Origin of the sequence: Hymenobacter frigidus (genome assembly GCF_014640435.1) — a bacterium.
Classification (GTDB): Bacteria; Bacteroidota; Bacteroidia; order Cytophagales; family Hymenobacteraceae; genus Hymenobacter; species Hymenobacter frigidus.
In genome coordinates this window covers 70,374-93,550 of the sequence record NZ_BMGY01000002.1, presented here as the reverse complement: position 1 = coordinate 93,550, position 23,177 = coordinate 70,374, and the positions used below count along the sequence as shown (strand labels likewise).

At 58.2% G+C, this 23,177-nt stretch carries 22 protein-coding genes and 1 tRNA gene; 14 read left to right on the top strand and 9 right to left on the bottom strand.

Annotated elements, in window-relative coordinates; all coding sequences use genetic code 11:
- The first annotated feature begins 27 nt into the window (after positions 1-27).
- The 9 genes from pabB (at position 28) to groL (ending at position 9,575) form a co-directional block, all read left to right on the top strand.
- Positions 28-1,317, top strand: a complete 1,290-nt coding sequence (pabB, locus tag IEW17_RS01455; RefSeq protein ID WP_188560236.1) for an aminodeoxychorismate synthase component I — start codon at positions 28-30, stop codon at positions 1,315-1,317.
- A 215-nt stretch (positions 1,318-1,532) separates the two neighbouring features.
- The gene (miaB, locus tag IEW17_RS01450) at positions 1,533-2,969 is read left to right on the top strand and encodes a tRNA (N6-isopentenyl adenosine(37)-C2)-methylthiotransferase MiaB (protein WP_188560235.1); all 1,437 of its coding nucleotides are present in this window, start codon (positions 1,533-1,535) and stop codon (positions 2,967-2,969) included.
- A gap of 35 nt (positions 2,970-3,004) precedes the next feature.
- On the top strand, positions 3,005-3,436 hold the full coding sequence (locus IEW17_RS01445; protein WP_188560234.1) for a hypothetical protein: 432 nt from the start codon (positions 3,005-3,007) through the stop codon (positions 3,434-3,436).
- A gap of 11 nt (positions 3,437-3,447) precedes the next feature.
- Complete coding sequence (locus tag IEW17_RS01440) at positions 3,448-4,740, top strand: sigma-54 interaction domain-containing protein (RefSeq protein WP_188560233.1); 1,293 nt, start codon at positions 3,448-3,450, stop codon at positions 4,738-4,740.
- Positions 4,741-4,795: 55 nt separating this feature from the next.
- Positions 4,796-5,254, top strand: coding sequence for an LptE family protein (locus IEW17_RS01435; protein WP_188560232.1), 459 nt, complete (start codon positions 4,796-4,798; stop codon positions 5,252-5,254).
- A gap of 149 nt (positions 5,255-5,403) precedes the next feature.
- The gene (locus IEW17_RS01430; protein ID WP_188560231.1) at positions 5,404-6,888 is read left to right on the top strand and encodes a DUF8458 domain-containing protein; all 1,485 of its coding nucleotides are present in this window, start codon (positions 5,404-5,406) and stop codon (positions 6,886-6,888) included.
- Between the two features lie 27 nt (positions 6,889-6,915).
- Positions 6,916-7,320: a preprotein translocase subunit SecG gene (secG, locus tag IEW17_RS21200; protein ID WP_188560230.1), complete on the top strand. Its 405-nt coding sequence runs from the start codon at positions 6,916-6,918 to the stop codon at positions 7,318-7,320.
- A 266-nt stretch (positions 7,321-7,586) separates the two neighbouring features.
- Positions 7,587-7,877, top strand: a complete 291-nt coding sequence (gene groES, locus IEW17_RS01420; RefSeq protein ID WP_188560229.1) for a co-chaperone GroES — start codon at positions 7,587-7,589, stop codon at positions 7,875-7,877.
- Between the two features lie 51 nt (positions 7,878-7,928).
- Positions 7,929-9,575, top strand: a complete 1,647-nt coding sequence (gene groL / locus IEW17_RS01415; protein WP_188560228.1) for a chaperonin GroEL — start codon at positions 7,929-7,931, stop codon at positions 9,573-9,575.
- Between the two features lie 273 nt (positions 9,576-9,848).
- On the opposite strand, the gene IEW17_RS01410 is transcribed toward groL, so the two are convergent.
- Positions 9,849-11,582, bottom strand: a complete 1,734-nt coding sequence (locus IEW17_RS01410) for a peptide MFS transporter (RefSeq protein ID WP_188560227.1) — start codon at positions 11,580-11,582, stop codon at positions 9,849-9,851.
- A gap of 226 nt (positions 11,583-11,808) precedes the next feature.
- Positions 11,809-12,732, bottom strand: coding sequence for an AraC family transcriptional regulator (locus IEW17_RS01405; RefSeq protein WP_188560226.1), 924 nt, complete (start codon positions 12,730-12,732; stop codon positions 11,809-11,811).
- Positions 12,733-12,961: 229 nt separating this feature from the next.
- On the opposite strand from IEW17_RS01405, the gene pckA reads away from it, so the two are divergent.
- Entirely contained in the window at positions 12,962-14,587 is a 1,626-nt protein-coding gene (gene pckA, locus IEW17_RS01400) for a phosphoenolpyruvate carboxykinase (ATP) (RefSeq protein WP_188560225.1), read from the top strand.
- A 63-nt stretch (positions 14,588-14,650) separates the two neighbouring features.
- Here the strand turns inward: pckA and IEW17_RS01395 are convergent, their stop codons facing one another.
- Positions 14,651-15,037 (bottom strand): hypothetical protein, encoded by a 387-nt coding sequence (locus IEW17_RS01395; RefSeq protein ID WP_188560224.1) that lies wholly within the window; start codon positions 15,035-15,037, stop codon positions 14,651-14,653.
- 311 nt (positions 15,038-15,348) lie between these two features.
- The gene (locus IEW17_RS01390; protein WP_188560223.1) at positions 15,349-16,116 is read right to left on the bottom strand and encodes a plasmid pRiA4b ORF-3 family protein; all 768 of its coding nucleotides are present in this window, start codon (positions 16,114-16,116) and stop codon (positions 15,349-15,351) included.
- Between the two features lie 62 nt (positions 16,117-16,178).
- Between IEW17_RS01390 and IEW17_RS01385 the strand changes: the two genes are divergently transcribed.
- Positions 16,179-16,889 (top strand): 16S rRNA (uracil(1498)-N(3))-methyltransferase, encoded by a 711-nt coding sequence (locus IEW17_RS01385; RefSeq protein ID WP_188560222.1) that lies wholly within the window; start codon positions 16,179-16,181, stop codon positions 16,887-16,889.
- Between the two features lie 10 nt (positions 16,890-16,899).
- Here IEW17_RS01385 and IEW17_RS01380 read toward each other — a convergent pair whose 3' ends face one another.
- Positions 16,900-18,012 (bottom strand): zinc ribbon domain-containing protein, encoded by a 1,113-nt coding sequence (locus IEW17_RS01380; protein ID WP_188560221.1) that lies wholly within the window; start codon positions 18,010-18,012, stop codon positions 16,900-16,902.
- Between the two features lie 155 nt (positions 18,013-18,167).
- Here IEW17_RS01380 and IEW17_RS01375 point away from each other — a divergent pair, with 155 nt between their 5' ends.
- Entirely contained in the window at positions 18,168-18,836 is a 669-nt protein-coding gene (locus IEW17_RS01375; protein WP_188560220.1) for a DUF4159 domain-containing protein, read from the top strand.
- Here the strand turns inward: IEW17_RS01375 and IEW17_RS01370 are convergent.
- From IEW17_RS01370 to IEW17_RS01355, 4 genes are all read right to left on the bottom strand, one after another.
- Positions 18,833-19,405, bottom strand: coding sequence for a 1-acyl-sn-glycerol-3-phosphate acyltransferase (locus IEW17_RS01370; RefSeq protein WP_188560219.1), 573 nt, complete (start codon positions 19,403-19,405; stop codon positions 18,833-18,835). The genes IEW17_RS01375 and IEW17_RS01370 overlap by 4 nt on opposite strands.
- 117 nt (positions 19,406-19,522) lie before the next feature.
- On the bottom strand, positions 19,523-20,287 hold the full coding sequence (locus tag IEW17_RS01365; RefSeq protein ID WP_188560218.1) for a patatin-like phospholipase family protein: 765 nt from the start codon (positions 20,285-20,287) through the stop codon (positions 19,523-19,525).
- 97 nt (positions 20,288-20,384) lie between these two features.
- On the bottom strand, positions 20,385-21,233 hold the full coding sequence (locus tag IEW17_RS01360) for an MBL fold metallo-hydrolase (protein ID WP_188560217.1): 849 nt from the start codon (positions 21,231-21,233) through the stop codon (positions 20,385-20,387).
- Positions 21,234-21,325: 92 nt separating this feature from the next.
- Positions 21,326-22,273 (bottom strand): acetyl-CoA carboxylase carboxyltransferase subunit alpha, encoded by a 948-nt coding sequence (locus IEW17_RS01355; protein ID WP_188560216.1) that lies wholly within the window; start codon positions 22,271-22,273, stop codon positions 21,326-21,328.
- On the opposite strand from IEW17_RS01355, the gene IEW17_RS01350 reads away from it, so the two are divergent.
- On the top strand, positions 22,223-22,429 hold the full coding sequence (locus tag IEW17_RS01350; RefSeq protein WP_188560348.1) for a hypothetical protein: 207 nt from the start codon (positions 22,223-22,225) through the stop codon (positions 22,427-22,429). The genes IEW17_RS01355 and IEW17_RS01350 overlap by 51 nt on opposite strands.
- A 143-nt stretch (positions 22,430-22,572) precedes the next feature.
- A tRNA-Asp gene (locus IEW17_RS01345) sits at positions 22,573-22,649 on the top strand.
- Positions 22,650-23,177 lie beyond the last annotated feature (528 nt).

The window sequence follows — 23,177 nt, the reverse complement described above, 5'->3', positions numbered from 1 at the left end:
CGGGGTGTACTCTTTGATTGATTTTCTGTGTCTACTGCCTCTTCCACTACTACTCCCCTAAGCGTCGCGCTGGCTGACCTGCCCGCCGATTTTCGCGAACGGGCCCTGCAGTGGGCGGCCGGATTTGTGCACTGCGCGTATTTCGAGCCCAACGGGCTGGATTACCCATATGGTCCCTTCAGCCGGCTGCTGGCCGTGGCTCCCGCCGAAGCCGGCGGCGTGGACTCGCTGGCCGGATTAGCGGAGCCGTCGCCCGGGCAAGGGCCTCACTGCGGCTTTCTTACCTACGATGTTAAAAATGATATTGAGGCGCTGACCAGTCACAATTTCGATGAGCTGAATTGGCCGTCACTGCACTTTTTTACACCCCAAACCTGGCTGTATTGGCGGGCTGAGCAGGTGGAAATTCATGGGCAAACGGCCGGAATTCTGGACCTGATTCTGGCGCAGTCGGTACCGGCCGTGCCCGCGCCACAGGTACCGGCTATGCTCCCCCGCTTGCCCAAAGCGGATTATTTAAACGCCGTGGCCGCCATTCGCGAGGACATTCTCAACGGCGAAGTGTACGAGTTGAATCTTTGCCAGGAATTCTACGCCGAGAATGTGACGCTGGCTCCCGTTGATGTGTTCTTACGCTTGATGGCGGCTTCTCCCGCGCCATTTGCCGGTTTCGTGCGCTGGCACGACCATTTCCTGCTCTGCGCCTCGCCCGAACGGTTTTTGGCGCGTCAGGACTCCCGCATCATTTCCCAACCCATCAAAGGCACCATCCGACGCGGGGCCACCCCCATCGAAGACGAGCAACAGCGCCAAACCTTGCTCAATGACGAAAAAGAGCGCGCCGAGAACCTCATGATTGTGGACCTGGTGCGCAACGACCTCGCCCGCGTGGCCCAAACCGGGACCGTTCGCGTGCCCGAGCTTTTTGGTCTTTACCCCTTTCGCCACCTCTGGCAAATGATTTCGACCGTCACCGCTGACCTGCGCCCCGACACGAATTTGGCAGACGTGCTGCGCGCCACCTTCCCCATGGGCTCGATGACCGGGGCTCCAAAAATTCGGGCTATGCAGCTCATCGAGCACTACGAGAACAGCCGGCGCGGCCTCTACAGCGGCAGCATCGGCTACGTGTGGCCCAACGGCGATTTCGATTTCAACGTGGTTATTCGCTCGCTGCAGTACCGCCAGGATACCGGCTACCTCAGCTTCCAGGTCGGGTCGGCCATCACCTACGACTCCGACCCCGAGCGCGAGTACGAGGAGTGTTTATTGAAAGCCAAGGCTTTGCTGGAAGTGTTGGGCACCAGTATTTCGTAGGGGCGGGTTGCACCCGCCCGGCGTTACCCGATTCCTTGCGGCGTGGCTTAGGCGGCCAGTTGATTACCAGCGAAGTTGACTTGTCCGGCGTTGTCCGATTTCCGCCTGAGCGCTCAACGCCGGGCGGGTGCACCCTGCCCCTACATTATTCTGCCATTCTGTCATTTCTACCCATACCGACGTATCTTTGTGCCCCGCCGAAACGCGCCTTTATTATGTCCCAAGCCCTGTTAACCCTTGATTTTTTAGACAAAGAAGCGCCCGCTGCCGAAGCAACCCCCAGCGGTGAAGTGCGCATAACGGCCCCTACCCGCACTGGGCGGCAACGCAAGCTCTACATCGAGAGCTACGGCTGCCAGATGAACTTCTCGGATTCCGAAATCGTGTCGAGCATTCTGTTCGACGAAGGGTTTGACACCACCGACGACCTGGCCAGCGCCGATTTGGTGCTGCTCAATACTTGCTCTATTCGGGAAAAGGCCGAGCAAACGGTGCGCATGCGCCTCTCCCAAATCAACTCGCACAAAAAGCGCAACCCCGGCATGCTGGTGGGCGTGCTCGGCTGCATGGCCGAGCGCCTGAAAAGCAAGTTTCTGGAAGAAGAAAAGATTGTCGACTTAGTGGTGGGCCCCGATGCCTATCGGGATTTGCCCCAGCTTATCAGTCAGGTCGACGGCGGCCAGAAAGGCGTGAATGTGCTGCTTAGCCGCGAAGAAACCTACGCCGATATCACACCGGTACGCCTGAATTCCAACGGCGTATCGGCCTTTATCAGCATCATGCGGGGTTGTGATAACATGTGCTCGTTCTGCGTGGTGCCCTTCACCCGCGGCCGCGAGCGCAGCCGCGACACCCACAGCATCCTGCGCGAGGCCGCCGACCTGATAGCCGCTGGCTACAAGGAAGTAACCCTGCTGGGCCAAAACGTGGATTCCTACAAGTGGGCCAGCACCGACGGCACCGAGCACGTCAACTTCGCGCAGCTGCTGGAGCGCGTGGCCCTGCTCAGCCCCGCGCTGCGCGTGCGCTTCTCCACCTCGCACCCCAAAGACATTACCGACGAGGTGCTGCACACCATGGCGCGCCACGAGAATATCTGCAAATTCATCCATTTGCCCGCCCAGAGCGGCAATTCCCGCGTGCTGGCCCTCATGAACCGCACCTACGACCGCGCCTGGTACGAGGAGCGGGTGCAGGCCATCCGCCGGATTCTGGGCGATGACTGCGCCATCAGCTCCGACATGATTTCGGGCTTCTGCTCCGAAACCGAAGAGGAGCATCAGGACACCCTGAGCCTGATGAACCACGTGCGCTACGACATGGCCTACATGTTCTTCTACTCGGAGCGCCCCGGCACGCTGGCCGCCCGCAAGCTGGCCGACGATATTCCGCTGGAAACCAAAAAGCGCCGCCTGCAGGAAATCATCGACTTACAACAAGTCCACAGCGCCGAGCGTAACCAGCGCGGCATCGGCCGGGTACACCGCGTGCTGGCCGAAAACTTCTCCAAGCGCTCGAAAGAGCATTTGAGCGGGCGCAACAGTCAGAACCAGGTCGTCATTTTTCCGAGGCAGAGCTTTGTTAAAGGGGATTATGTGGATGTATTGGTGCATTCGGCTTCGGCTAGCACGCTGCTGGGCACTCCTGTTTAAACTAGCAAGCCTCGTGTATTTTACTGAACGCTTCAATGGCATTTGACAAAACACTAATCCTTGAACGCTGGGAAACTCCTTGCTCAGATGCAAAAGGGCTGTTTATCGTCAGACTAATTGAAGAAGAAGGCTTGACTTTTTGCGTACGAGACGACGAATACGAATACGCCTTCAAATTCGATAGTTTTGGCCCCTACCAAGTTGCAGATGAGGCGTTTTTGGAAGCATACCAGATTGATGTAGTAGAGTACAGAGCGTCAGCTAACTCAACTAAAAACGCTCTTGGTTGGACGTGTCTGGTTTCGAATTCACTTTGGGAAAAATCCTTTAATGAAGGCCTGATGCACCACATATATTTTCAAGAGGGGCTTCAGCACTATTCAATTCAAACCTGGGATAGCTGCTTGGATATCTTAGCGCCTCAGGCCCCTGTTATATCTATCTCAAGACTAACAGACAAAAAATAAACTCTCTGAAATTGACTACCCAGGAAATACAATCCATCAAGCTCCGCTTCGGCATCATCGGCAACGCGCCGGCGCTGAACTATGCCATTCAGGTAGCCGCGCAAGTCGCGCCGACTGATATGACGGTGCTCATCACTGGCGAAAGCGGGTCGGGCAAGGAGTCGTTTTCCAAAATCATCCACGCTTTGTCACCGCGCAAGCACGGGCAGTTTATTGCCATCAACTGCGGCGCTATTCCCGAGGGCACGATTGACTCGGAACTGTTTGGGCACGAGAAGGGCTCCTTCACCGGAGCCAACGAGGCCCGCAAGGGCTACTTCGAAGTAACCAACGGCGGCACCATTTTCCTGGACGAAATCGGCGAGATGCCGCTGGGTACCCAGGCCCGCCTGTTGCGCGTGCTCGAAAACGGCGAATTCATCCGCGTGGGCTCTTCCAAGGTTCAGAAGACCGATGTGCGCGTAGTGGCGGCCACCAATGTGAAGCTGCTCGACCGTGTGCAGGCCGGCACCTTCCGCGAGGACCTGTACTACCGCCTCAACACGGTGCCCATCACGGTGCCCGCACTGCGCGAGCGCGGTGAGGACATCTATTTGCTGTTCCGCAAGTTTGCTTCGGATGCAGCTGAGCGGTACCGCTCCCGGCCCATCACGTTGCTGCCCGATGCGGTGCCGGTGCTCACGCGCTTCCGGTTTCCGGGCAACATTCGCCAGCTCAAGAACATCGCCGAACAGATGTCGGTGCTTGAAACCGAGCGCGACGTAGACGCCCGCCGCCTCACGCCCTACCTGCCGCAGGACCAGGCCAGCCGCCTGCCCATGCTGCTGGGCCCCGGCGCGGCCGATGGTGCCACGGCCGGCTACTCCGAGCGGGATTTGCTCTACAAAATCCTGTTCGACATGCGCCGCGATATGACGGACCTGAAGAAAGTTGTGCTGGAGTTAGCCGCCGGCCAGCGCCCCCACGAAACCCAGGAGCTTTTACGTCAGAACAGCCACCTGTTTAGCAATACCGCGCCGGCCGGACCGTTTGAGAGCAGCCCAACCGCCGACTACTTCCTGCCCGTTGCTCCCAACGCTTACAAAAATGAGCCGGTGGCCAGCTACGACGACGAAACGCCGGTGGAAGATATTTCTCACGAAACCGAAGAGGAAACCCTCTCCCTCGACGTGAAGGAACGGGAAATGATACTCAAAGCGCTGAAAAAGCACAACAACAAGCGCAAATACGCCGCCCATGACCTCGGTATTTCGGAACGTACGCTGTACCGCAAACTCAAGCAATATGACCTGGAGCAAGTGTAAAATTGCTATCAGCTATCAGCTTTTAGCTGTCAGCTTTTTACTAAGCGGCTGCGGCGTGTACTCCTTCAACGGAACCAACATCGACCCCACGATACGGACCATTTCGATTGCCACCATTCAAAACAACTCGCCTACCGGGCCGTCCTTTCTCACCCAGCGTTTCACCGAGGACCTGAAGGACTACTTTCAGCGCAACACCAACCTTAAGCAGGTGCCGCGCGATGGCGACCTGCAATTTGAGGGCAACATCGTGGCCTACGACTTTGCGCCCGCCACGGTGCAGCAGGTCAATGGCGTAGAGCAGGCGGGTACCAATCGGCTCACTATTCAGGTCAAAATCCGGTTTACCAATACCAAGGACGACAAGCAAAGCTTCGAGCAGGTATTCCAGAACTTTGACGACTACCAGGCCAACCGCAACATTGCCACCATCAACAGCGACCCAACGGCAGTGCGCTCGACCACCGACAAAATCATTACCGATATATTTAATAAGTCGGTGGCCAACTGGTAATTTAACCGCCAGACTATTGAACGCGGCCGGATTCATTTCCGGGTTTCTGGCGCTTGGGTGCAGATTTATCGCGCCGTTGCTCGTTATTTTACAGATTCAACGCTTCGTAATTTAAACACAACAGTACTACTGTGACCCGCGCCACGCTTTTGCATGTTCTGGACCGCCCAACTGCCCTCGGTGCGGCAGAAGTGCGTGAGCTGGAACAGCTGGCCCAGGCCTTTCCCTATTGCCAAACCGCGCATCTGCTGCTAGCCAAAGCCGCTCACGACCAAGGCACCATGCTGGCGGGCCAGCGCCTGCGCCGCGCCGCCACCTACGCCGCCGACCGCACCTTGCTCCGCCGCCTCATCGAGCAGGTGGAGCCCGCCCCGGCAGCCACCTACTCCGAGCCCCCCGCTTTGGCTGCGGAAGAGCCATCAGTGGCTTACTACGACACCGAAACACCGGTTTCTCCAGCACCTGCACCTGATGTAGTTCCGCTGCCCGTAACGGCTGCTCCCGCTTTCCCAGCGCCTATTTCCGAGTTCGAAGCTCCCCAAATCCTCACGCCGGTTGTATTGACAGCAGTTGTGGAACCGGTGCCAGCAGTGGAGGTGCCAGCAGCGCCACACGTAGCCTTGCCCGAACCAGAACCGGCGGCTACGCCCGTAGTGACGGAAGCAGAAGCTGCATTAGAAGCCCAGGGAACGGCTACTCCCACTGCGGAAATCGAAGCGCCTGATACCACTTCAGCCGGACTAGTTACACCGACTCCAGTAGCTGAATTGGTACCGTTGGAATGTGAGAAAGCGCCGCTGCTTGTTGACCGGGAAGATGTAACCACCGAATCGGTGGCCCTTGGTGAAGAGGTAGTGTCAGCAGTTACCCCCGAACCAGCTGCTCCCGAAACCGGAACTGTTTTGCCGGCCCAGGCACCGGCTATTCGCCCGCCGGTAGAAGTTGGAGAAGCACGCTTCGAGTTCGGACTAGCCGAGCCATCATCACCGGCAGTGCCCACCTACGAGTTGCCGGGCTTGGTTGATGAGTGGGCCGCCTCGGCTGTTACGCGCAGCATGGGTACCCCCGAGGCGTTGCCGGTGGTCACCCAAGTCACAACTGTGGCCGTGTTCACTCCCAGCGCTTTCACCGGCGACGAAGAATTGGGCTATGCCTTTGGCGAAAGCAGCCGCTTGGGCCTCTCCCTGCAACTGCTTAACCTGTTCACCGACAAGGCTGAAAACGCTGATAACACGGCCCGCTACGCCGCAGCCGCCCAACCGTCCGCGTCCCCGCTGCCCCCAACCGGCACCTTCTTTGAACCCGACCAACTCCTATGCGAGCACTGGGCCGCCCACTGCCCGCCAGCCGTGGCGCTGCCCTCAACGGTCGACCTCATCAACAACTTCCTGCGCCGCCAGCCGCGCCTCACCCGGGCAGCCATGCTGCCACCCGCCGCCAGCCACCAGGCCGACTTAAGCGTACGCAGCACCCGGGCTGAGCCTGATTTGGTGTCCGAAAACCTGGCCCGCATCTTCGTGCGGCAGGGCAAAACCACCCGCGCTATTGAGATTTATGAGAAGCTCATGGTGAAACAGCCGGAAAAAATGGCGTACTTTACGGCCCAAATCAAACAATTGCAACCTTCTGCATAATTCGCTTTTTTAGCTTTTTTGCCCCTCATGTACACTGCTATCATCATCCTCATTCTCGTTGTGTGTTTCCTGCTGGCCCTCGTGGTATTGGCGCAAAACCCCAAAGGCGGCGGAATCTCCAGCCAGTTTAGCGCCGGCGGGGCCGCCAGCATGATGGGCGTGAAGCGCACCGGCGACCTGCTCGAAAAACTCACTTGGGGCTTCGCCATCGGCCTGGTTGTGCTCTCGCTGAGCACCCACATGCTCACCCGCAGCACCGCTGGCCCCGTGCGCAGCGTGAACCAGGAGCGCGCTCTGGAAACCAAGCTGCCGGCACCGGCCCCCGCACCTGGCGCACCGGCTCCGGGTGCTTCTGCTCCGGCTCCCGCAAACACAGCTCCGGTTCAGCCCACTGCTCCCGCGCCGGCCCCGGCTCCGACGCCCGCCAAGTAATCGCGCTTATTCATTCGACTTTAAAAAAGCCGGTGCTTCCCTCGGGAGACGCCGGCTTTTTTGTTAGCTATTGGGCCTATTCCGGCAGTCCTTATCCCAGCCAACTCCGGTTGAATTAATAGAACCCTGCCCGGCAATTACGCCACTTCTGCCACCTGTTGCATTCAAAAACTGCTCATTTTGTCAGGTTTGCGGGGCTGGCACGGGAAATGAGATAGGGCAGCACACCTAGTTTTTCCACCTAATTCAAACCAAACACACACAGAATGGCACTTAGCATGAAACCGCTGGCCGACCGCGTCATTGTCCGCGCTGCCGCCGCCGAGGAGAAAACCAAATCCGGCATCATCATCCCCGACACGGCTAAGGAAAAACCCCAGCGCGGTGAAGTAGTAGCAGTAGGCGAAGGCAAATTTGCCGACAGCGGCTCGCTCATCAAGCCTCAGGTGCACGTAGGCGACCAGGTTCTGTACGGTAAGTACGCCGGCACCGAAATCACCGTCGACGGCGAAGACCTGCTCATCATGCGCGAGTCGGACATTTTCGCCGTGCTCTAGGCCGGTTGAGAATTCTAAATTCCTAATTCTTAATTTTTAATTTCCCCAGAAGTGGCTAAGAACATCCAATTCGACACCGAAGGCCGTGCCCGCTTGCAGGCCGGTGTAAACAAACTGGCGAACGCCGTGAAGGTGACCCTCGGCCCGAAAGGCCGCAACGTCATCATCGACAAAAAATTCGGTGCCCCCACGATTACCAAGGACGGCGTGACCGTAGCCAAGGAAATTGAGTTGCGCGACCCAATCGAGAACATGGGCGCTCAGCTCGTGAAGGAAGTGGCGTCGAAAACGGCCGACCAGGCCGGCGACGGCACCACCACGGCTACCGTACTGGCCCAGGCCATCTACATGGCTGGCTCGAAGAACGTGGCCGCCGGTGCCAACCCCATGGATTTGAAGCGCGGCATCGACAAGGCCGTAATTGCCGTGGTCGCCAACCTGAAGTCGCAGTCGAAGAAGATTGAGAACTCGGCGGAGATTGCCCAGGTAGGTACTATTTCGGCTAACAACGACGCCGAAATCGGCCAGATGATTGCCGATGCCATGGAGAAAGTGGGCAAGGAAGGCGTTATCACCGTGGAAGAAGCGCGTGGCACCGAAACCGAAGTGAAAACGGTGGAAGGCATGCAGTTTGACCGCGGCTACCTCTCCCCTTACTTCGTGACCAACCCCGAGAAAATGGAGGTTGAGTTCGACTCGCCTTACGTTCTCATCTACGACAAAAAAGTGAGCACCATGAAGGAGCTCCTGCCCGTGTTGGAGCAAGTGCTCGGCACCGGCAAGCCCCTCGTCATCATCTCGGAAGATGTGGACGGCGAAGCCCTCGCTACCCTGGTAGTGAACAAGCTGCGCGGCTCGCTGAAAATCGCGGCCGTGAAGGCTCCCGGCTTCGGCGACCGCCGTAAGGCCATGCTGGAAGACATTGCTACCCTCACGGGCGGTACCGTTATCAGCGAAGAGCAGGGCTACAAGCTCGAAAACGCGACCTTGGAGTACCTCGGCACGGCTGAGAAAATCATCATCGACAAGGACAACACGACCATCGTGAACGGCAAGGGCTCGAAAGAGAACATCACCGGCCGCATCGCCCAGATTAAGGCGCAGATGGAAACCACCACGTCGGACTACGACAAGGAGAAACTGCAGGAGCGCCTCGCCAAACTGAGCGGCGGCGTAGCCATTCTCTACATCGGTGCCAGCACGGAAGTAGAGATGAAAGAGAAGAAAGACCGGGTTGACGATGCCCTGCACGCCACCCGCGCCGCCGTTGAGGAAGGCGTGGTACCCGGCGGCGGCGTAGCCCTGGTGCGGGCCATTGAGGCCCTAGCCGCAGTGGACACCCACAACAGCGACGAGCGCACTGGTGTCAACATCATCCGTACGGCCCTGGAGGCGCCCCTGCGCTGCATCGTGCAGAACGCCGGTGGCGAAGGCTCGGTAGTGGTGCAGAAAGTGCGCGAAGGCAGCGGTGACTTCGGTTACAATGCCCGCGAGGACCGTTACGAAAACCTGGTGGCCGCTGGCATCATCGACCCAACCAAGGTGACCCGTTTGGCCCTCGAAAACGCTGCTTCCATCGCCGGCTTGCTGCTGACGACTGAGGCTGTGATTTCGGACGAGCCCGAGCCCAAGGATGCTGGTCATGGCCACGGCGATGGCGGCATGGGCGGTATGGGTGGCATGGGCGGCATGATGTAAGTCGAGCCGCTTGTAGCCTCTCGTTACAAGAACGAAAAACCCCGCTGGTATTGCCAGCGGGGTTTTTTTGTGTCGATTGTAGTAGCGCCTCAGAAATTCAATGAACGGTCATGCTGAGCGCCGCTGAAGCAACTCTACCGCTTCGTTAGAGTTGCCCAACGAAGCGGTAGAGATGCTTCGGCGGCGCTCAGCATGACCGTTTTGATTATAATTAACAAGCAAAAATCCCCGCTGGAATGGCCAGCGGGGATTTTTGCTTGTTGCCTTCAATGACTATGCCGTTACCGGCTCGGCCATCATGGTGTTGAGCTTCTTGTAGAGCACGAACAGGATGAGTGAGGCCACGGCCGACAGGCCCACGAAAATCATGAAGAAATCGTAGAGGCTCGTGATTTGGAAGCCGAGGAAAGTGGGCCATTTGGCCGTCAGCTCCAGGGAAGTGAGCTTGGCGCTGATTTCGGCCGTCATCTGCGAGGCTCCATTGAGGATGCCGGGCAGGTTGATACCTTCCTTGGCAGCCTTGGCGAATTCGGCTGGGCCGGGAGGATACAGGCCGGAAAGTACACCGGCTAGCTTATTACCCGCCGCGGTGGCGAGGAACCACACCGCCATCAGCAGCGAGGCGAAGCGGGCGGGAGCCAGCTTGTTTACCAGAGCCAGGCCGATGGGTGACAAGCACAACTCGGCAAACGTATGCACCATGTACATGGTAATGAGCCAGAACATGCTCACCTTGGTGGAAGCATCTACGCCTTTCACCCCGAAGGCGATGATGAGGTAACCCACGGCCATCAGCATGAGGCTGATGGACATTTTTAGCGGCGACGAGGGCTCCGTGCCGCGCTTGCCCATCCAGGTCCACAGCACGGCGAATATTGGGGCGAAAATGATAATGAACAACGCGTTAGCCGATTGGAAGTAGGAAGCGGGCACGACCGTGGAACCCAGGGTCCGGTCGGTTTGCTCGTCGGCGAAGAACGTGAGCGAGGCCCCGGCCTGCTCAAACGTGCCCCAGAAAAAGATTACGAAGAAGCTCAGGATGAAGATGACGTAGATTTTCTGCTTCTCGCGGGATGTCAGCGAAGGGTCGGTGAGGATGGTGACGGGAGCTACAATCATGGCCGAAAACACCAGCGCGCCAATCCAGTCGCGGTTCATGAGCCAGGCAATGGCAGCGTACACCACCACAAACAGGCCGATGAGCATGGGCAGCTTGCTGGCGAAGCTCTTGGTGGGGGCGGCAATGGTTTCGGCGCGCACGGGGCCGTCGGTTTGCACCGGCACCACGGGCGAATGCTCCACCGTGCGCTCGGGCTTGGCCCCGAGGGGGTTACCTTCGGCAGTTACCACGTACTTGTGCTTCAGCAGCTCAAACGTGAGGCTGCCGATGAGCATGCCGAAACCAGCCGCCAGAAAGCCCCACTTGAAATCGGCCGGATTGCCGGTGTCGCCGAGCGTGCCACAGACCAGGGGCGAGAAAAACGCGCCCAGGTTGATGCCCATGTAGAAAATAGTATAGGCCGCGTCGATGCGCGAATCACCCTTGGGGTAGAGCGAGCCCACCATGGAGGAGATGTTGGGCTTGAAGAAACCGTTGCCGAAAATGAGGCAGCCCAGGCCCACGAAGAACAGTAGCAGCTGCGCCGAGGGCACGGCCGTTTGGCCGGTGGTGTACATCGAAGCCGAAAAAAACAAGGCAAACTGCCCGGCCGCCATCAGCAGGCCGCCCACCAGAATGGAACGGCGGTTGCCCCAGTAGCGGTCGGCCACGTAGCCGCCGAGTAGCGGCGTGAGGTACACGAGCGAGGTATAGTTGCCGTAGATGAGCGACGACATCTCCTTGTTCATCAGCAGAGCCTTGAGCATGTACAGCGACAGCAGGGCCCGCATGCCGTAGTAGCTGAACCGCTCCCACATTTCGGTGGCGAACAGGACGTACAGCCCCTTGGGATGACTCGTGGATGCCGCGGCGAGCGGATGCTCGGTTTGAGCAGGAACAGTTTGCATAGAGGAAACTAGCGTGAGAAATGAGTGAGTGAATAAGCGGAAAACCGACTCCGTTGGGCAAGCAATGCAATACGGGCACGGTAAATCTAGGAAAGTTTCGGCATTATGGGGCCAATCAGGTGTTGCAAGCGGATGCCGGTGCTGTCATCCTGAGCTGGCAAAGGACCTTATCGTGCCTGCGCCGATTGTGAGCAAATTTTCCAACGTGATAAGGTCCTTCGCAAGCTCAGGATGACAAGGCGGATTCCCCTCTCCCGTTCTTTCCTCCTCCCTCGCTGCGGTAGGCTTTAGCGCGGTAGGCGGCCGGCGCCAGGCCGGTTTGCTTGCGGAAAAACCGCGTGAAGTAGCCGGGGTCGACGAACTGCAGCTCGTAGGCAATTTCGGCCACCGAGAGCGACGTGTACAACAGATAGTTGTGGGCCTTGCGAATGGTGTGGGCCTGCACAATCTGCTGGGCCGTTTTGCCCTTCACTGCCTGGCAGATACGATTGAGGTGCACCTGCGTAATCTTGAGCTCGTGGGCGAACTGCGAGATTTTCTTCTCGAACGGCGCGGTGCGCTCAATGGCTTTCTGGAACTCGCGGAAGTAGTGCAGGGCGCGGTTGGGGCTCTCCTCTTTGCGGCGGTTGTGCTGCAGCAACCGGAATATTTTCACAAACAGCAGCTTGAAATAGCCATTCAGCGCGAGCTGCTTGCCGGGCAGGTCGGAGTAAATTTCTTCGTGAATCTGCTGCTCCAGAGCCAGCAAATCTTCGAAGCGAACCTCGGAGTTGAAATCGGACAGGATATGCACCGAGTTCAGCTCGACCAGCACGCCGGGCGTGGCCTGCAGGATGGTGTCGAGCAGGGCCTCCGAGAGGGTGAGCGTCCGGCCTTTCACCTGCGGGCTGAAGGTGAAGCCGTGCACCGTATTGGCCGGGATGATGACCAGGCAGGGCGTGTGCAGCTCCAGCGGCTCGGTGGCTTCGAAGGACGCGCGGCCGGCTTCCAGAAAAAACAGCTGGAACAAGTTTTCGTGCAAATGCGGCTTCAGGCCCCAGTCGGTGAGGCGCTGGCGGGGCACAATGGACTGGCTCTGCAGGTAGTCGTGCGAAATCCGGGCCTTGCTATCGCCGTAAATACCGTTGTAACGGGCAATGCTGGTAGTCATGGGGGAAATTAAAAGCAGGGACAAAGCAAACCTGAGCGCAGCTGGATATTCTAACTTTCTCCCCTCACGCGTGTTTCGCACCCTCTATTCTCTCTCAAATGTAGCGAATTAGCGGGGGCAGGTTTAATTTGTCCTGCTAATGAAACGAATTGTTTCACTGCGTCGCCGCCGAATAATTCTACCTTTGTCTCTTAATTCACGCCAACTCCCACCCAACTTTTTCTTCGCCATGCAAGAAGCCTCCAACCTTGCCGATTCGTCCCGCAATCGTTTGCAGCCGCTGGGCTTCACCGATACCGCTACGGTGCACCTCAACCTGACGCCGGCCGAGCTCGTGGAGCACGCCCTGCGCAACAAGGAAGGCCACCTCACCGACACCGGCGCCCTGATGGCCGACACCGGCAAATTTACCGGCCGCTCGCCCAAAGACCGTTTCGTAGTAAAAGACGAAAACACCGAAAACAGCGTGTGGTGGGGCGATATCAACATTCCGTTCGATGCCGACAAGTTCGACCAGCTGCACCAGAAAATGGTGACCTACCTGGCCGACAAGGAGCTGTATGTGCGCGAAGCCTACGCCGGCTCCAACCCCGACTACCAACTCAAGCTGCGCATCGTGAACGAGCAGGCTTGGCACAACCTATTCTGCTACAACATGTTCCTGCGCCCTGCCGAGGGTGCTGACACCAGCTGGCTGCCCGATTTCAGCATCATCTGCGCCCCCGGCTTCGAAGCCGACCCGGCCGTGGACGGCACCCGCCAGCCCAACTTCGCCATTCTCAACTTCACCAAGAAGATGATTCTGATTGGTGGCACGGGCTACGCCGGCGAGATGAAAAAAGGCATTTTCGGCGTGCTGAACTACTTGCTGCCCCACGAAATGAGCACGCTGCCCATGCACTGCTCGGCCAACGTGGGCGAAGCCGGCGACACCGCCATCTTCTTCGGCCTGTCCGGCACGGGCAAAACCACCCTCTCAGCCGACCCCAACCGCGGCCTCATCGGCGACGATGAGCACGGCTGGACGCCAGATGCCGGCATCTTCAACTTCGAGGGCGGCTGCTACGCCAAGGTGATTGACCTGAGCAAGGAGAAGGAGCCCCAGATTTGGGACGCCATCCGCTTCGGCTCCATCGTGGAGAACACGCGCTTTATCCCCGGCACCCACACCGTGGACTACGCCAACAAGTCGGTGACCGAAAACACGCGCACCGCCTACCCCATCAACTTCATCGATAACGCCATTGAGCCCTCGGTGGCCGATGCGCCGAAGAACATTTTCTTCCTCACCGCCGACGCGTTCGGCGTGCTGCCTCCCATCAGCAAGCTCGATAAGAGCCACGCCATGTACCTGTTCATGTCGGGCTACACCGCCAAGGTGGCCGGCACGGAAATGGGCGTGACGGAGCCGCAAACGACGTTTTCGGCCTGTTTCGGCGCCGTATTCCTGCCTCTGCACCCCACCAAGTACGCCGAGATGCTGGGCAAAAAGATGGACGAGAACCCCGACATCAACGTGTGGCTCATCAATACCGGCTGGACCGGCGGCAGCTACGGCACCGGCTCGCGCATGAAGCTGAACTACACCCGCGCCATGATTACGGCGGCCCTCAACGGCCAGCTCGAGCAGGTGAAGTTCACCAAGCACCCCATCTTCGGCATGGAAGTACCCGGTGCCGTGCCCGGCGTGCCCTCCGAAATCCTGGACCCGCGCAACACCTGGGCCGATAAGGCGAGCTACGATAAAACCGCCGCTTCACTGGCCGAAAAGTTCGTTGAGAATTTCAAGAAGTACGCCGACTTCGCCAACGAAGAAATTCTGGCCGGCGCTCCCAAAGTGGCGGTAGAAGCCTAAGATTACCCCACGTTCACTCACCAAAAAGCCCCGTCAGTTGCAGCTGACGGGGCTTTTTGGCATCTATTTTTCCGAGATTACATGTCCCAAACCTGTCATGAACTGCTTTAGCTCCTGATAGGCAGCAGTACCCGCCGTTACTTCCCGTTGCTGATGCGTAATCATTTTATCGAAGCCAAAACAGCTATTCAGCACCCCGCATAAATTGTCTTGGCCATCATAAAATGCCAACGCATCTCGATAGACCGGCGCGCACATCCAATGGTCCTGCTCCGAAACCGATGCCGCCATAATTACGGCTAAACACGCGGCTTCCGGTGTTTCTGCCGCTATTTTAGCTACCGGCGAAGCATGATTTGAAACGTCTTGAGTTCTTCCGTCAGGGGCAATAGCGTTAGGTTCCGCCCCCGCTCCAAACTCCTTAGATTCTCTCACATTGTCGGCAGCCACTCAGTGGGAGCCGGCAGTAATTCCTTGCGCACTTCCGCAAATTGCTGATTGGCGGCGTGGAGCAAGGCATCCAGTTTTGCCTCCTTGACTAAATGAGTAGGTTAAGTGCCCACGCATAAGTAACCGGATAAATAAGAACGTCATTCCGGGCTTGCCGAGGAATCCCGCTCGCGCCAGTAGGCGGCGCGGATGACTCCGGCGAGATTCCTCGGCAAGCTCAGAATGACTTTCTTTTTGGTTGACTACGGTTACTTATGCGAGACTGCTTAGGATGTAGCTAAACGATTGGGCGCGCCAGAATTGATTAGTTGTCATTTCTTCGGTTTTGGCGGGTTCGGAGGCTGTAGGTTACTGGTTGCCGTCATCGCCTTCAGCATAGCGTTGATATCGAAGCCGGGGCCAAGGTTGATGCCAGGACCGGGCGCGGCCGGTTTGGCCACCACTCGGCGCTGGTATTCGGCCAGCATGGTATTTTCCTGCGCCACAATTTCGCGCAGGTGCCTTAGGTCGAGGTTGTATTCGGCAAGGGCAAATTCTTCGGGGTCGAATTTGCCGAGGCCGGCGTATTCGCTGGGCAGGCGCTTGCGCGTGCCGGCGGCCTTTTCGGCCAGCACCTCCAGCAGCTGCTCGTAGCCGGGGAAGCCGCCGATGTCCTCTGGCGGGGCGGCGCGCTTGCCGGTGAGGCAGCGCACGGCGGATGCAGGGTGGCCTGCGGCCAGCGGAATCACCTTTTCCACCACGATGTCGTGCTCCCAGTAATCGCCGAAATCATACACGTAGGTGAGCTTGTCTTTGGGCTTGGTCAGGATTTCATCGAGCGTCGTTTCGCGCGGGTCGAGCTGCCACTCGGGCATGTTATCTTCATCACCGGGCAGCACGGGCGGCGAGCCGGTGAGGAAGTCGTTGATGAAGCCCCGCCCCTGCCGAAACTCGAATAAATGGCTGTTTTCCCAGTCGAACAGGATTTGCAGCACGAAGTGTAACTCCCAGAACGTGAGCGTATCGGGCACTTCCACCCGCCGCCAGATGGGCGGCTTGAGGTAGCGGAGGGCAATTTTGAGGTGGAGCAGGTTGGCCATAGCAGCGGACAGTGAGGGTGAAAACCGGGGCAAATTATTAGTTTTCGCCCGAACTTCGCGCCATGCTCACCTGCTTCGCCCCCGACCTCACCCCCGCCGCCGCCACCTACCAGCTTTCCGAAGACGAAAGCAAGCACGCCGTGCGCGTGCTGCGCTTAAACGAGGGCGATGCAATAGACCTACTCGACGGCCGGGGCGGCCTTTACACGGCTACCGTGGCCGCCGCCAACCCCAAGCGCTGCCAACTGCGCATCACGCACCACGAAACCGTGGCCCCTCGCCCCTACTTTACCCACGTAGCCGTGGCTCCCACCAAAAACCTCGACCGCATGGAGTGGTTCGTGGAAAAGGCCGTGGAAATTGGCGTGGAGCGCATCAGCTTCCTGCGCTGCGCCCGCTCCGAACGCCGCGAGCTGAAGCTGGAGCGGCTGGAGAAGATTGCCATCAGCGCCCTCAAGCAGTCGGGCCAGGCCTGGCTGCCGCAGCTGGATGAGCTGGTGGATTATGCCGCGTTCGTGGCCAGCGTAGCGCCGGAAACTACGTTTATCGCCCACCTGGAAGCGGGCGAGCGCACGGCGCTGGCGCAAGTAGCCAGCGCGGGCCTAGGCTGCTGCGTGCTTATCGGGCCCGAGGGCGACTTTACGCCCGCCGAAATCAACCTGGCGTTGGGCCGGGGCATTCGGCCAGTGACCTTGGGCACCTCGCGGCTGCGAACGGAAACGGCGGCGCTGGCGGCGGTATTCACGGCGCACCTGGCTCGGCCGCAAGGCTAGGTTGCGTGTGCTACACCGAGGCAGTACCGGCGGCTTGCGGTTGCGCAGCGCTGGGCTTGGCACCGCAAGTAGCGCAAAAAGGCAGGTGACTAAAGTTTTTACTGCCGCAGTTGTGGCAGTTTGAAAACAGTTCCAACCCGCAGTGGCGGCAAAAATCCGTTACCAGCCGGTACGCATTGGCTACGTCGGCGGAGAGTGGAAACTCCCATTTTCTCAAGATAAAATCTTTGCCACAGGAAGGGCAAAAATGGTTTTCCAAAGCTTTTTCCGCCACTTCCAGTTGCACGTGTTTGGCCCGCTCCTGGCTCGATGCCTGCAATTCTTGCTGCTTGCGCTCCATGTAGGTCCGGAAGGTTTTAATGGCGTAGTAGCCCAGCCCGACCGACAGCGCGACACCTACCGCCGAGCGCACGTAGCCACCGTAGCTTGGCAGGTAGGGCACCAGTCCAAAGAAAAAAGCGTAAAGCGAAAATAAGGTGAAGCCCATGTATAGGGGCCAAAACTTGTGCCGGCGGTAGCGAATGAAAAAGAAGATGCCTAGGCCCAGCACCGGCCCCACAAACAGCAGCCGGAGTAAAAACACCTTCAACTCGTAGCGCTTCAGCTCTGCCTCGAACTTATCTCCGGCCCGCCCGTTCTCTCGCTCCAGTTGCTGCTGCAGCTGCTCCTGCTGCCGCACTTTGCTTTCGATAGCGGCTTGCCGGACCGCCAGCTGCGCGCGCCACTCCTGCTCCACTTTGTAAAATTCGTCGAGCCGGGTAGCCCGGCTCACCACTTCCTCGTCTTTGTCGGGCGAGCCCAGGGTTTTGCGGGTTTTCACCCAGTTTTCGAACGACTGCTTCTCGTTGGCGTAGTTCTGCTGGGCGGTCTGCATCGTCTGCTCAATCACCGCGTTCTTATTCCGAATGGCCTGCACCTCGGCCTGCAGACTGTTTTCGCGGCGGGTGAGGTTAGCCACAACGTCTGCATCTAAAAAGCTTTCGACTTCCGGCCGAATGGTGGCCGTGTCCAGGTCGCCGATGAGCTGGTTGGAAAGCAGAATCAGGAAAGCGCACAAAACGATGGAAATGGCGTAGTAAACTAAGCGCGAAGTGCTTTCTAGTTTTTTGCTGTTGAATTCCATAATGAAACTTTTCGTTGCGGCTATCTGGGGGGTATAGAATTCACGCGTTTGCAATAGTAAGCACTGCCGCTCCGGCGGCGCTAATTTTACCTTTCTACGCCAGGCGCCGGCCCGGCACACTCGTCACGGCTCTGCTATTTATTTCCTCCTGACTTATGTTTAAGCTTCTGCTGCTCAGCTTTGCCTTTTTGCTCTCGCTCACTGCCGCCAGCCCAGCGCCCGCGCCCAGCTTCCGCATTGCCAAGCTGCACTACGGCGGCGGGGGCGACTGGTACGCCAACAAAACCTCGCTGCCCAACCTCATCAGCTTCTGCAACCAGAGCCTGAAAACCAACATTGCCCCCGACGAGGCCACCATAGAGCTCGACGCCCCTGAGTTGCTTTCCTACCCCTTCGTGCACATGACCGGGCACGGCAACGTGAGCTTTACGGCGGTAGAGGCCCGCAACCTGCGCCGTTACCTCACGGGCGGCGGCTTCCTGCACATCGACGATAATTACGGACTCGACAAATTTATTCGGCCCGAGATGAAGAAGGTTTTTCCCGAGCTGGAGTTTGTGGAACTACCCTTCTCGCACCCCATCTACCACCAGAAATACCAGTTTCCGCGCGGGCTGCCCAAGGTGCACGAGCACGAAGGCAAGCGCGCCCAGGGCTTCGGGCTGCTCTACAAGGGCCGGCTGGTGTGCTTCTACAGCTATGAGTGCGACCTGGGCAACGGCTGGGAAGACGCGGGTACCTACCCCGAGGACCCACCCGCCGCGCACGACGCCGCTCTGCGCATGGGTGCCAATCTCGTCAGCTATGCCCTGACGCAGGATTAGCGGATGCCCTTTTCGGGGAAGCGCCCGGTTTTGGTGCGGTAGAAGGCCTTGATTTTGGCTTCGTCGGCCTCGTAGTCGCCCGTGGGGTACACGGGCGGGCCGATGCCGGCTTCCTGGTGCTTGTAATCCAGATAGCCGAGGCGGATGGGCACGTGCGCGCTCAACGCGGCGAAGTAGTAGCCCTTGCGCCAGCGCGGCTGGTAGGCACGAGTGCCTTCCGGCGTGATGAGAATCACGAGCTCGTCGTGCTCATCAAACAGCTTCACCATGCCATCGACCAAGCTGTTGTTCCTGCTACGGTCGACGGGCAGCGCCCCGATGGACCGCACGAGGCCACCCAGCAGCCAGTGCTCGGTCCACTCTTTTTTCACGGTGAAGCGCACGTCCACATCCATCAGGTAAAAGGCCGCGCGGGCCATGATGAGGTCCCAGTTGCTGGTATGCGGGGCCGCAATCATCATGCTCTTCTTGATTTCCGGGTTGTGGATTTCGCCCAGTTTCCAGCCAGCAACCCAGAAGACAAACTTGGCCATGTAATACCAGAAAGTAGAAGTTTTGCGAGCGGGCATTCGAGGAGGCACTGATAAATGAGAAATTGATTGGCTGATTTCGGCAGTAGCCGTCTCCGCCGAACATTATTTTGAGGTGCAAAGATGAGCAATTAGCCCGGAATGGGGCATTTATCCTCACAGCAGTGCCTGCAAGGCAGCGGCTTGGCCCATGGTGTAGCGGTAGCCGATGTCGAACAGCTCGGGCCCGCGCCGGTAACCCAGCGGCCGGTAGTGGCGCAGCTCCGGCGGCTCCAAGAGCAGGTCGCACTGGCCTTTGCGGGACGACGTGTTGGCGTTGATGGCCAGATGCAGCGTGCGCTCGATAAGGCGCCGAAAATTGGGAATGCGGGCTTCCGGATTAATGGGGTTGCAGTTCACGCCTACCACCCGCAGGTTTTCGTGGCCGAGCAACGGCTCCACGGGCAGGTTGTTCAGCAGGCCGCCATCTACCAGCTGCCGGCCCTGGTACTCTACCGGCCGGTAAATGATGGGCACCGCCGACGAGGCCAGTAGCGGCGGTAGCAGAGGCCCCGAATTGAAGTACACCGACTCGCCCGCCATCAAGTCAGTAGCCACCAACGTCAACGGCCGGCTCAGGTCTTCAAAAGTGAGCGTGCTGCCCAAGTGTCGGGCCAGTAATTGCGCCACCGCATCGAGACGCAACAAACCAAACCGACTGAACGCCGGTCGCGTCAGCCGGAATACGTTGGTGGTGAGCAGCATCCGCAAAATCTCACGGGGAGGAAAGCCGGCCGCGTAAAACACGCTCGCAATGGCTCCGGAGCTCACGCCCGCCAGCCGGGCTACGGGCAGCTGCAGCTCATCGAGAGCGGCCAGCACCCCCAAGTGCGCAATTCCCCGGGCTCCGCCGCCGGATAAAGCCAAACCCAGCTCGGCCATATTGAAAGTTGTTTTGATGAAAAACGGTGGCTTACCGAACCGCCGCTGCTCCCGTTACGCAAAACGCCTCCCCAATAACCGACGCCAGGCTCGAAAACTACAAGTCGGCCAAGCGCAGTGTTTCGCCGAGGCGCACGCCCCTGTCCGTCATCTGCACGGTGCAGGCCTCGTTCGTAGGGTCGTGCTCCAGCAGCAGCACCCAGTTTTCTTCGGCCGCACGGCGCAGCACCGCTTCCTTTTCGGTCATGGTAATGAGCGGGCGCACGTCGTAGCTCATCACATACGGCAGCGGAACGTGGCCCGCGCTGGGCAGCAAATCGGCCATGAAAGCCAGCTTACGGCCTTTATACTCCATCAGCGGCACCATCATTTTCTCGGTGTGGCCATCGGCCCGAATAATCTCGCTGAGCTGCGGCAGCGCATCGGGCACGCCGGCCTGCAGGTCGATGAACTTCAAGTGGCCGCTTTCCTGAATCGGCAGAATATTTTCCTTCAAAAAACTGGCTTTCTCGCGCGGATTGGGTTCCACGGCCCAGTTCCAATGCGCTTCGTTGCTCCAATAAGTGGCATTGGGAAAAGCCAGCTGAAGCACGCCATCGGGCCGGCGCACAACGGAACCCCCGCAATGGTCAAAGTGCAAATGCGTCAGAAACACATCGGTAATATCGGCGCTGGTGAAACCCAGCTTGCGCAAGGACTTCTCCAGAGTGTCATCGCCGTGCAGGTAAAAATGGCCCCGAAATTTCTCATCCTGCTTCTCCCCGATGCCATTATCGATGAGCAGCAACCGGCCGCCATCCTCAACTAGGAGACAGCGCATAGCCCAGGTGCACATGTTGTTGGCATCGGGCGGGTTCAGCTTTTGCCACATGCTGCGCGGCACCACGCCGTACATAGCGCCGCCGTCAAGTTTGAACAAACCGGTGTCAATAGTATGAATTTTCATTCGTCAGTGAACAGTTATCAGTGAGCAGTGAGCAGTTGTCAGGAGTTGCCGAACGACGCTGTTCACTACTCGCTGATAACTGTCTACTGAATTTATTCCACCACCACGCCCATCGCCGAAAACTTGTCGATACGCTGCGAAATCCGGTCAGCCGGCGCAATGGCGGCCAGTTCTTTCAAGGTTTTGAGCAAGGTGCTTTTTAGTATGTCAATCATTTGTTCGGGCGCGGTATGCGCGCCGCCCAGCGGCTCCTTCACAATGCCATCGATGAGGCCCGCGCTTTTCATATCGATTGCCGTGAGCTTGAGCGCCTCGGCCGCCTGCTCCTTATAATCCCATGTGCGCCAGAGAATGCTGCTGCAGGATTCGGGCGAGATAACCGAATACCAGGTATTCTCCAGCATCAGCACTCGGTCACCGATGGCAATACCTAAGGCCCCGCCCGATGCCCCTTCGCCAATAATGATGCAGATAACTGGCACTTTCAGCATGAACATCTCCTTCAGATTGCGGGCAATGGCTTCGCCTTGCCCGCGCTCCTCCGCCTCCAAGCCGGGAAATGCCCCCATTGTGTCAATCAGGGTCACGATGGGCACGTTAAATTTTTCGGCCAGTTTCATCAGGCGTAGCGCCTTGCGATAGCCCTCGGGGTTGGCCATGCCGAAGTTTCGAAACTGCCGCTCCTTGGTATTGTGTCCCTTTTGCTGGCCAATGAACATAACGGAGTGGCCATCTAACTCTCCTAAGCCGCCCACCATGGCCTTATCGTCGCCCACGGTGCGGTCGCCGTGCAGTTCCGTAAACTTGTCGACCATCCCGCCGATATAGTCCAGCATTTGGGGCCGCTCCGGATGTCGCGACAGCTGCACCCGCTGCCAGCGCGTGAGGTTGGCGTACGTTTCCTTCTTCAGGGCTTTAATCTTGGCTTCGAGCGCCGCGACAGCTTCGCTTACGTCTACTTCACTCTCGGCCGCGAGTTTCTGCATTTCATGCAGCTTGCCTTCAAGGGCAACAATGGGTTGTTCAAAATCAAGGAGCATGGGCCGCGGAGGGAATTGCGTGAAGGGGGAAAGCTAAAAATACGGCTGCGCACCGGCAAGTTCCCGAGAACCTGCCGCCGCACGCCACCAAATACCGCTGCAAAAACGGTTGGCAAAGGTAAATCATCCACCGTTGCGATACCGCGCAAAAATTAATCCCCTTGAGAAACAACCCTCAAGCCCCAATTACGGGTTGTTTTCAGAAATATATTAGCCCATTGCTTGCAGGACGCGGTTTTCTTATCCTACCTTTGTATCACCAAAACGGAAAAGCACACGGCTTCTCCACCAAGGCAAACGGTTTGGTAGTTCAGTTGGTTAGAATGCCGCCCTGTCACGGCGGAGGTCGCGGGTTCGAGTCCCGTCCAGACCGCCAGTTTGCAAGTAAAGGCCCTGTAAGCATCTAACTTACAGGGCCTTTCTCTTTTAACAGATTTCTAGGGGACAGCTCAGGGGACAGATTTAAATCTTAATCCTGCCTTCGTGGGAGAAGGGAACATCACCTGTACTTTCCCAACTTCGGGTTAACAGTGACCCGTGTCCCCTACTGGTGAGAACGCAGGGGACGAACAACGCCGTCTGTAAAACGCAGGGCGGGTTGTGCCTTCCATCTGTATGGCTGTAGCCGGACGAGACACACCAAAAAAAGCACCCGTGCAGGGCTATCAGTGCCTATTTTACGCAGTAATATTCTTGCACAATCGGTAGCCCAACAGGCGAAAAACAGGTAACGGCCAGCATTAATCCTACAGCCCGTATCAGGGTAAAAAAACGAGAAAACGATAACCGGCAGTACCAGCCAGTGCCGGCTTAAGGTGCGGCCAGTAGCAAACCCAATCTCCTGAATCCGCTGTTCCGCCGCGGTGGTTCCAGCCTGCGGAAGGTCTGTATTTGGAACCGGGCC

Excerpts from the sequence above, each read along its gene's own strand:
- IEW17_RS01365 (WP_188560218.1), bottom strand. The coding sequence starts at position 20,287 with ATGGCCGAGCTGGGTTTGGCTTTATCCGGCGGCGGAGCCCGGGGAATT.
- IEW17_RS01350 (WP_188560348.1), top strand. The coding sequence starts at position 22,223 with ATGCAGCTTGCCTTCAAGGGCAACAATGGGTTGTTCAAAATCAAGGAG.
- IEW17_RS01405 (WP_188560226.1), bottom strand. The coding sequence starts at position 12,732 with ATGACTACCAGCATTGCCCGTTACAACGGTATTTACGGCGATAGCAAG.
- IEW17_RS01390 (WP_188560223.1), bottom strand. The coding sequence starts at position 16,116 with ATGGCCAACCTGCTCCACCTCAAAATTGCCCTCCGCTACCTCAAGCCG.
- IEW17_RS01385 (WP_188560222.1), top strand. The coding sequence starts at position 16,179 with ATGCTCACCTGCTTCGCCCCCGACCTCACCCCCGCCGCCGCCACCTAC.
- pckA (WP_188560225.1), top strand. The coding sequence starts at position 12,962 with ATGCAAGAAGCCTCCAACCTTGCCGATTCGTCCCGCAATCGTTTGCAG.
- IEW17_RS01410 (WP_188560227.1), bottom strand. The coding sequence starts at position 11,582 with ATGCAAACTGTTCCTGCTCAAACCGAGCATCCGCTCGCCGCGGCATCC.
- IEW17_RS01355 (WP_188560216.1), bottom strand. The coding sequence starts at position 22,273 with ATGCTCCTTGATTTTGAACAACCCATTGTTGCCCTTGAAGGCAAGCTG.
- IEW17_RS01375 (WP_188560220.1), top strand. The coding sequence starts at position 18,168 with ATGTTTAAGCTTCTGCTGCTCAGCTTTGCCTTTTTGCTCTCGCTCACT.
- IEW17_RS01380 (WP_188560221.1), bottom strand. The coding sequence starts at position 18,012 with ATGGAATTCAACAGCAAAAAACTAGAAAGCACTTCGCGCTTAGTTTAC.
- miaB (WP_188560235.1), top strand. The coding sequence starts at position 1,533 with ATGTCCCAAGCCCTGTTAACCCTTGATTTTTTAGACAAAGAAGCGCCC.
- secG (WP_188560230.1), top strand. The coding sequence starts at position 6,916 with ATGTACACTGCTATCATCATCCTCATTCTCGTTGTGTGTTTCCTGCTG.
- IEW17_RS01360 (WP_188560217.1), bottom strand. The coding sequence starts at position 21,233 with ATGAAAATTCATACTATTGACACCGGTTTGTTCAAACTTGACGGCGGC.
- groES (WP_188560229.1), top strand. The coding sequence starts at position 7,587 with ATGGCACTTAGCATGAAACCGCTGGCCGACCGCGTCATTGTCCGCGCT.
- IEW17_RS01370 (WP_188560219.1), bottom strand. The coding sequence starts at position 19,405 with ATGCCCGCTCGCAAAACTTCTACTTTCTGGTATTACATGGCCAAGTTT.
- IEW17_RS01445 (WP_188560234.1), top strand. The coding sequence starts at position 3,005 with ATGGCATTTGACAAAACACTAATCCTTGAACGCTGGGAAACTCCTTGC.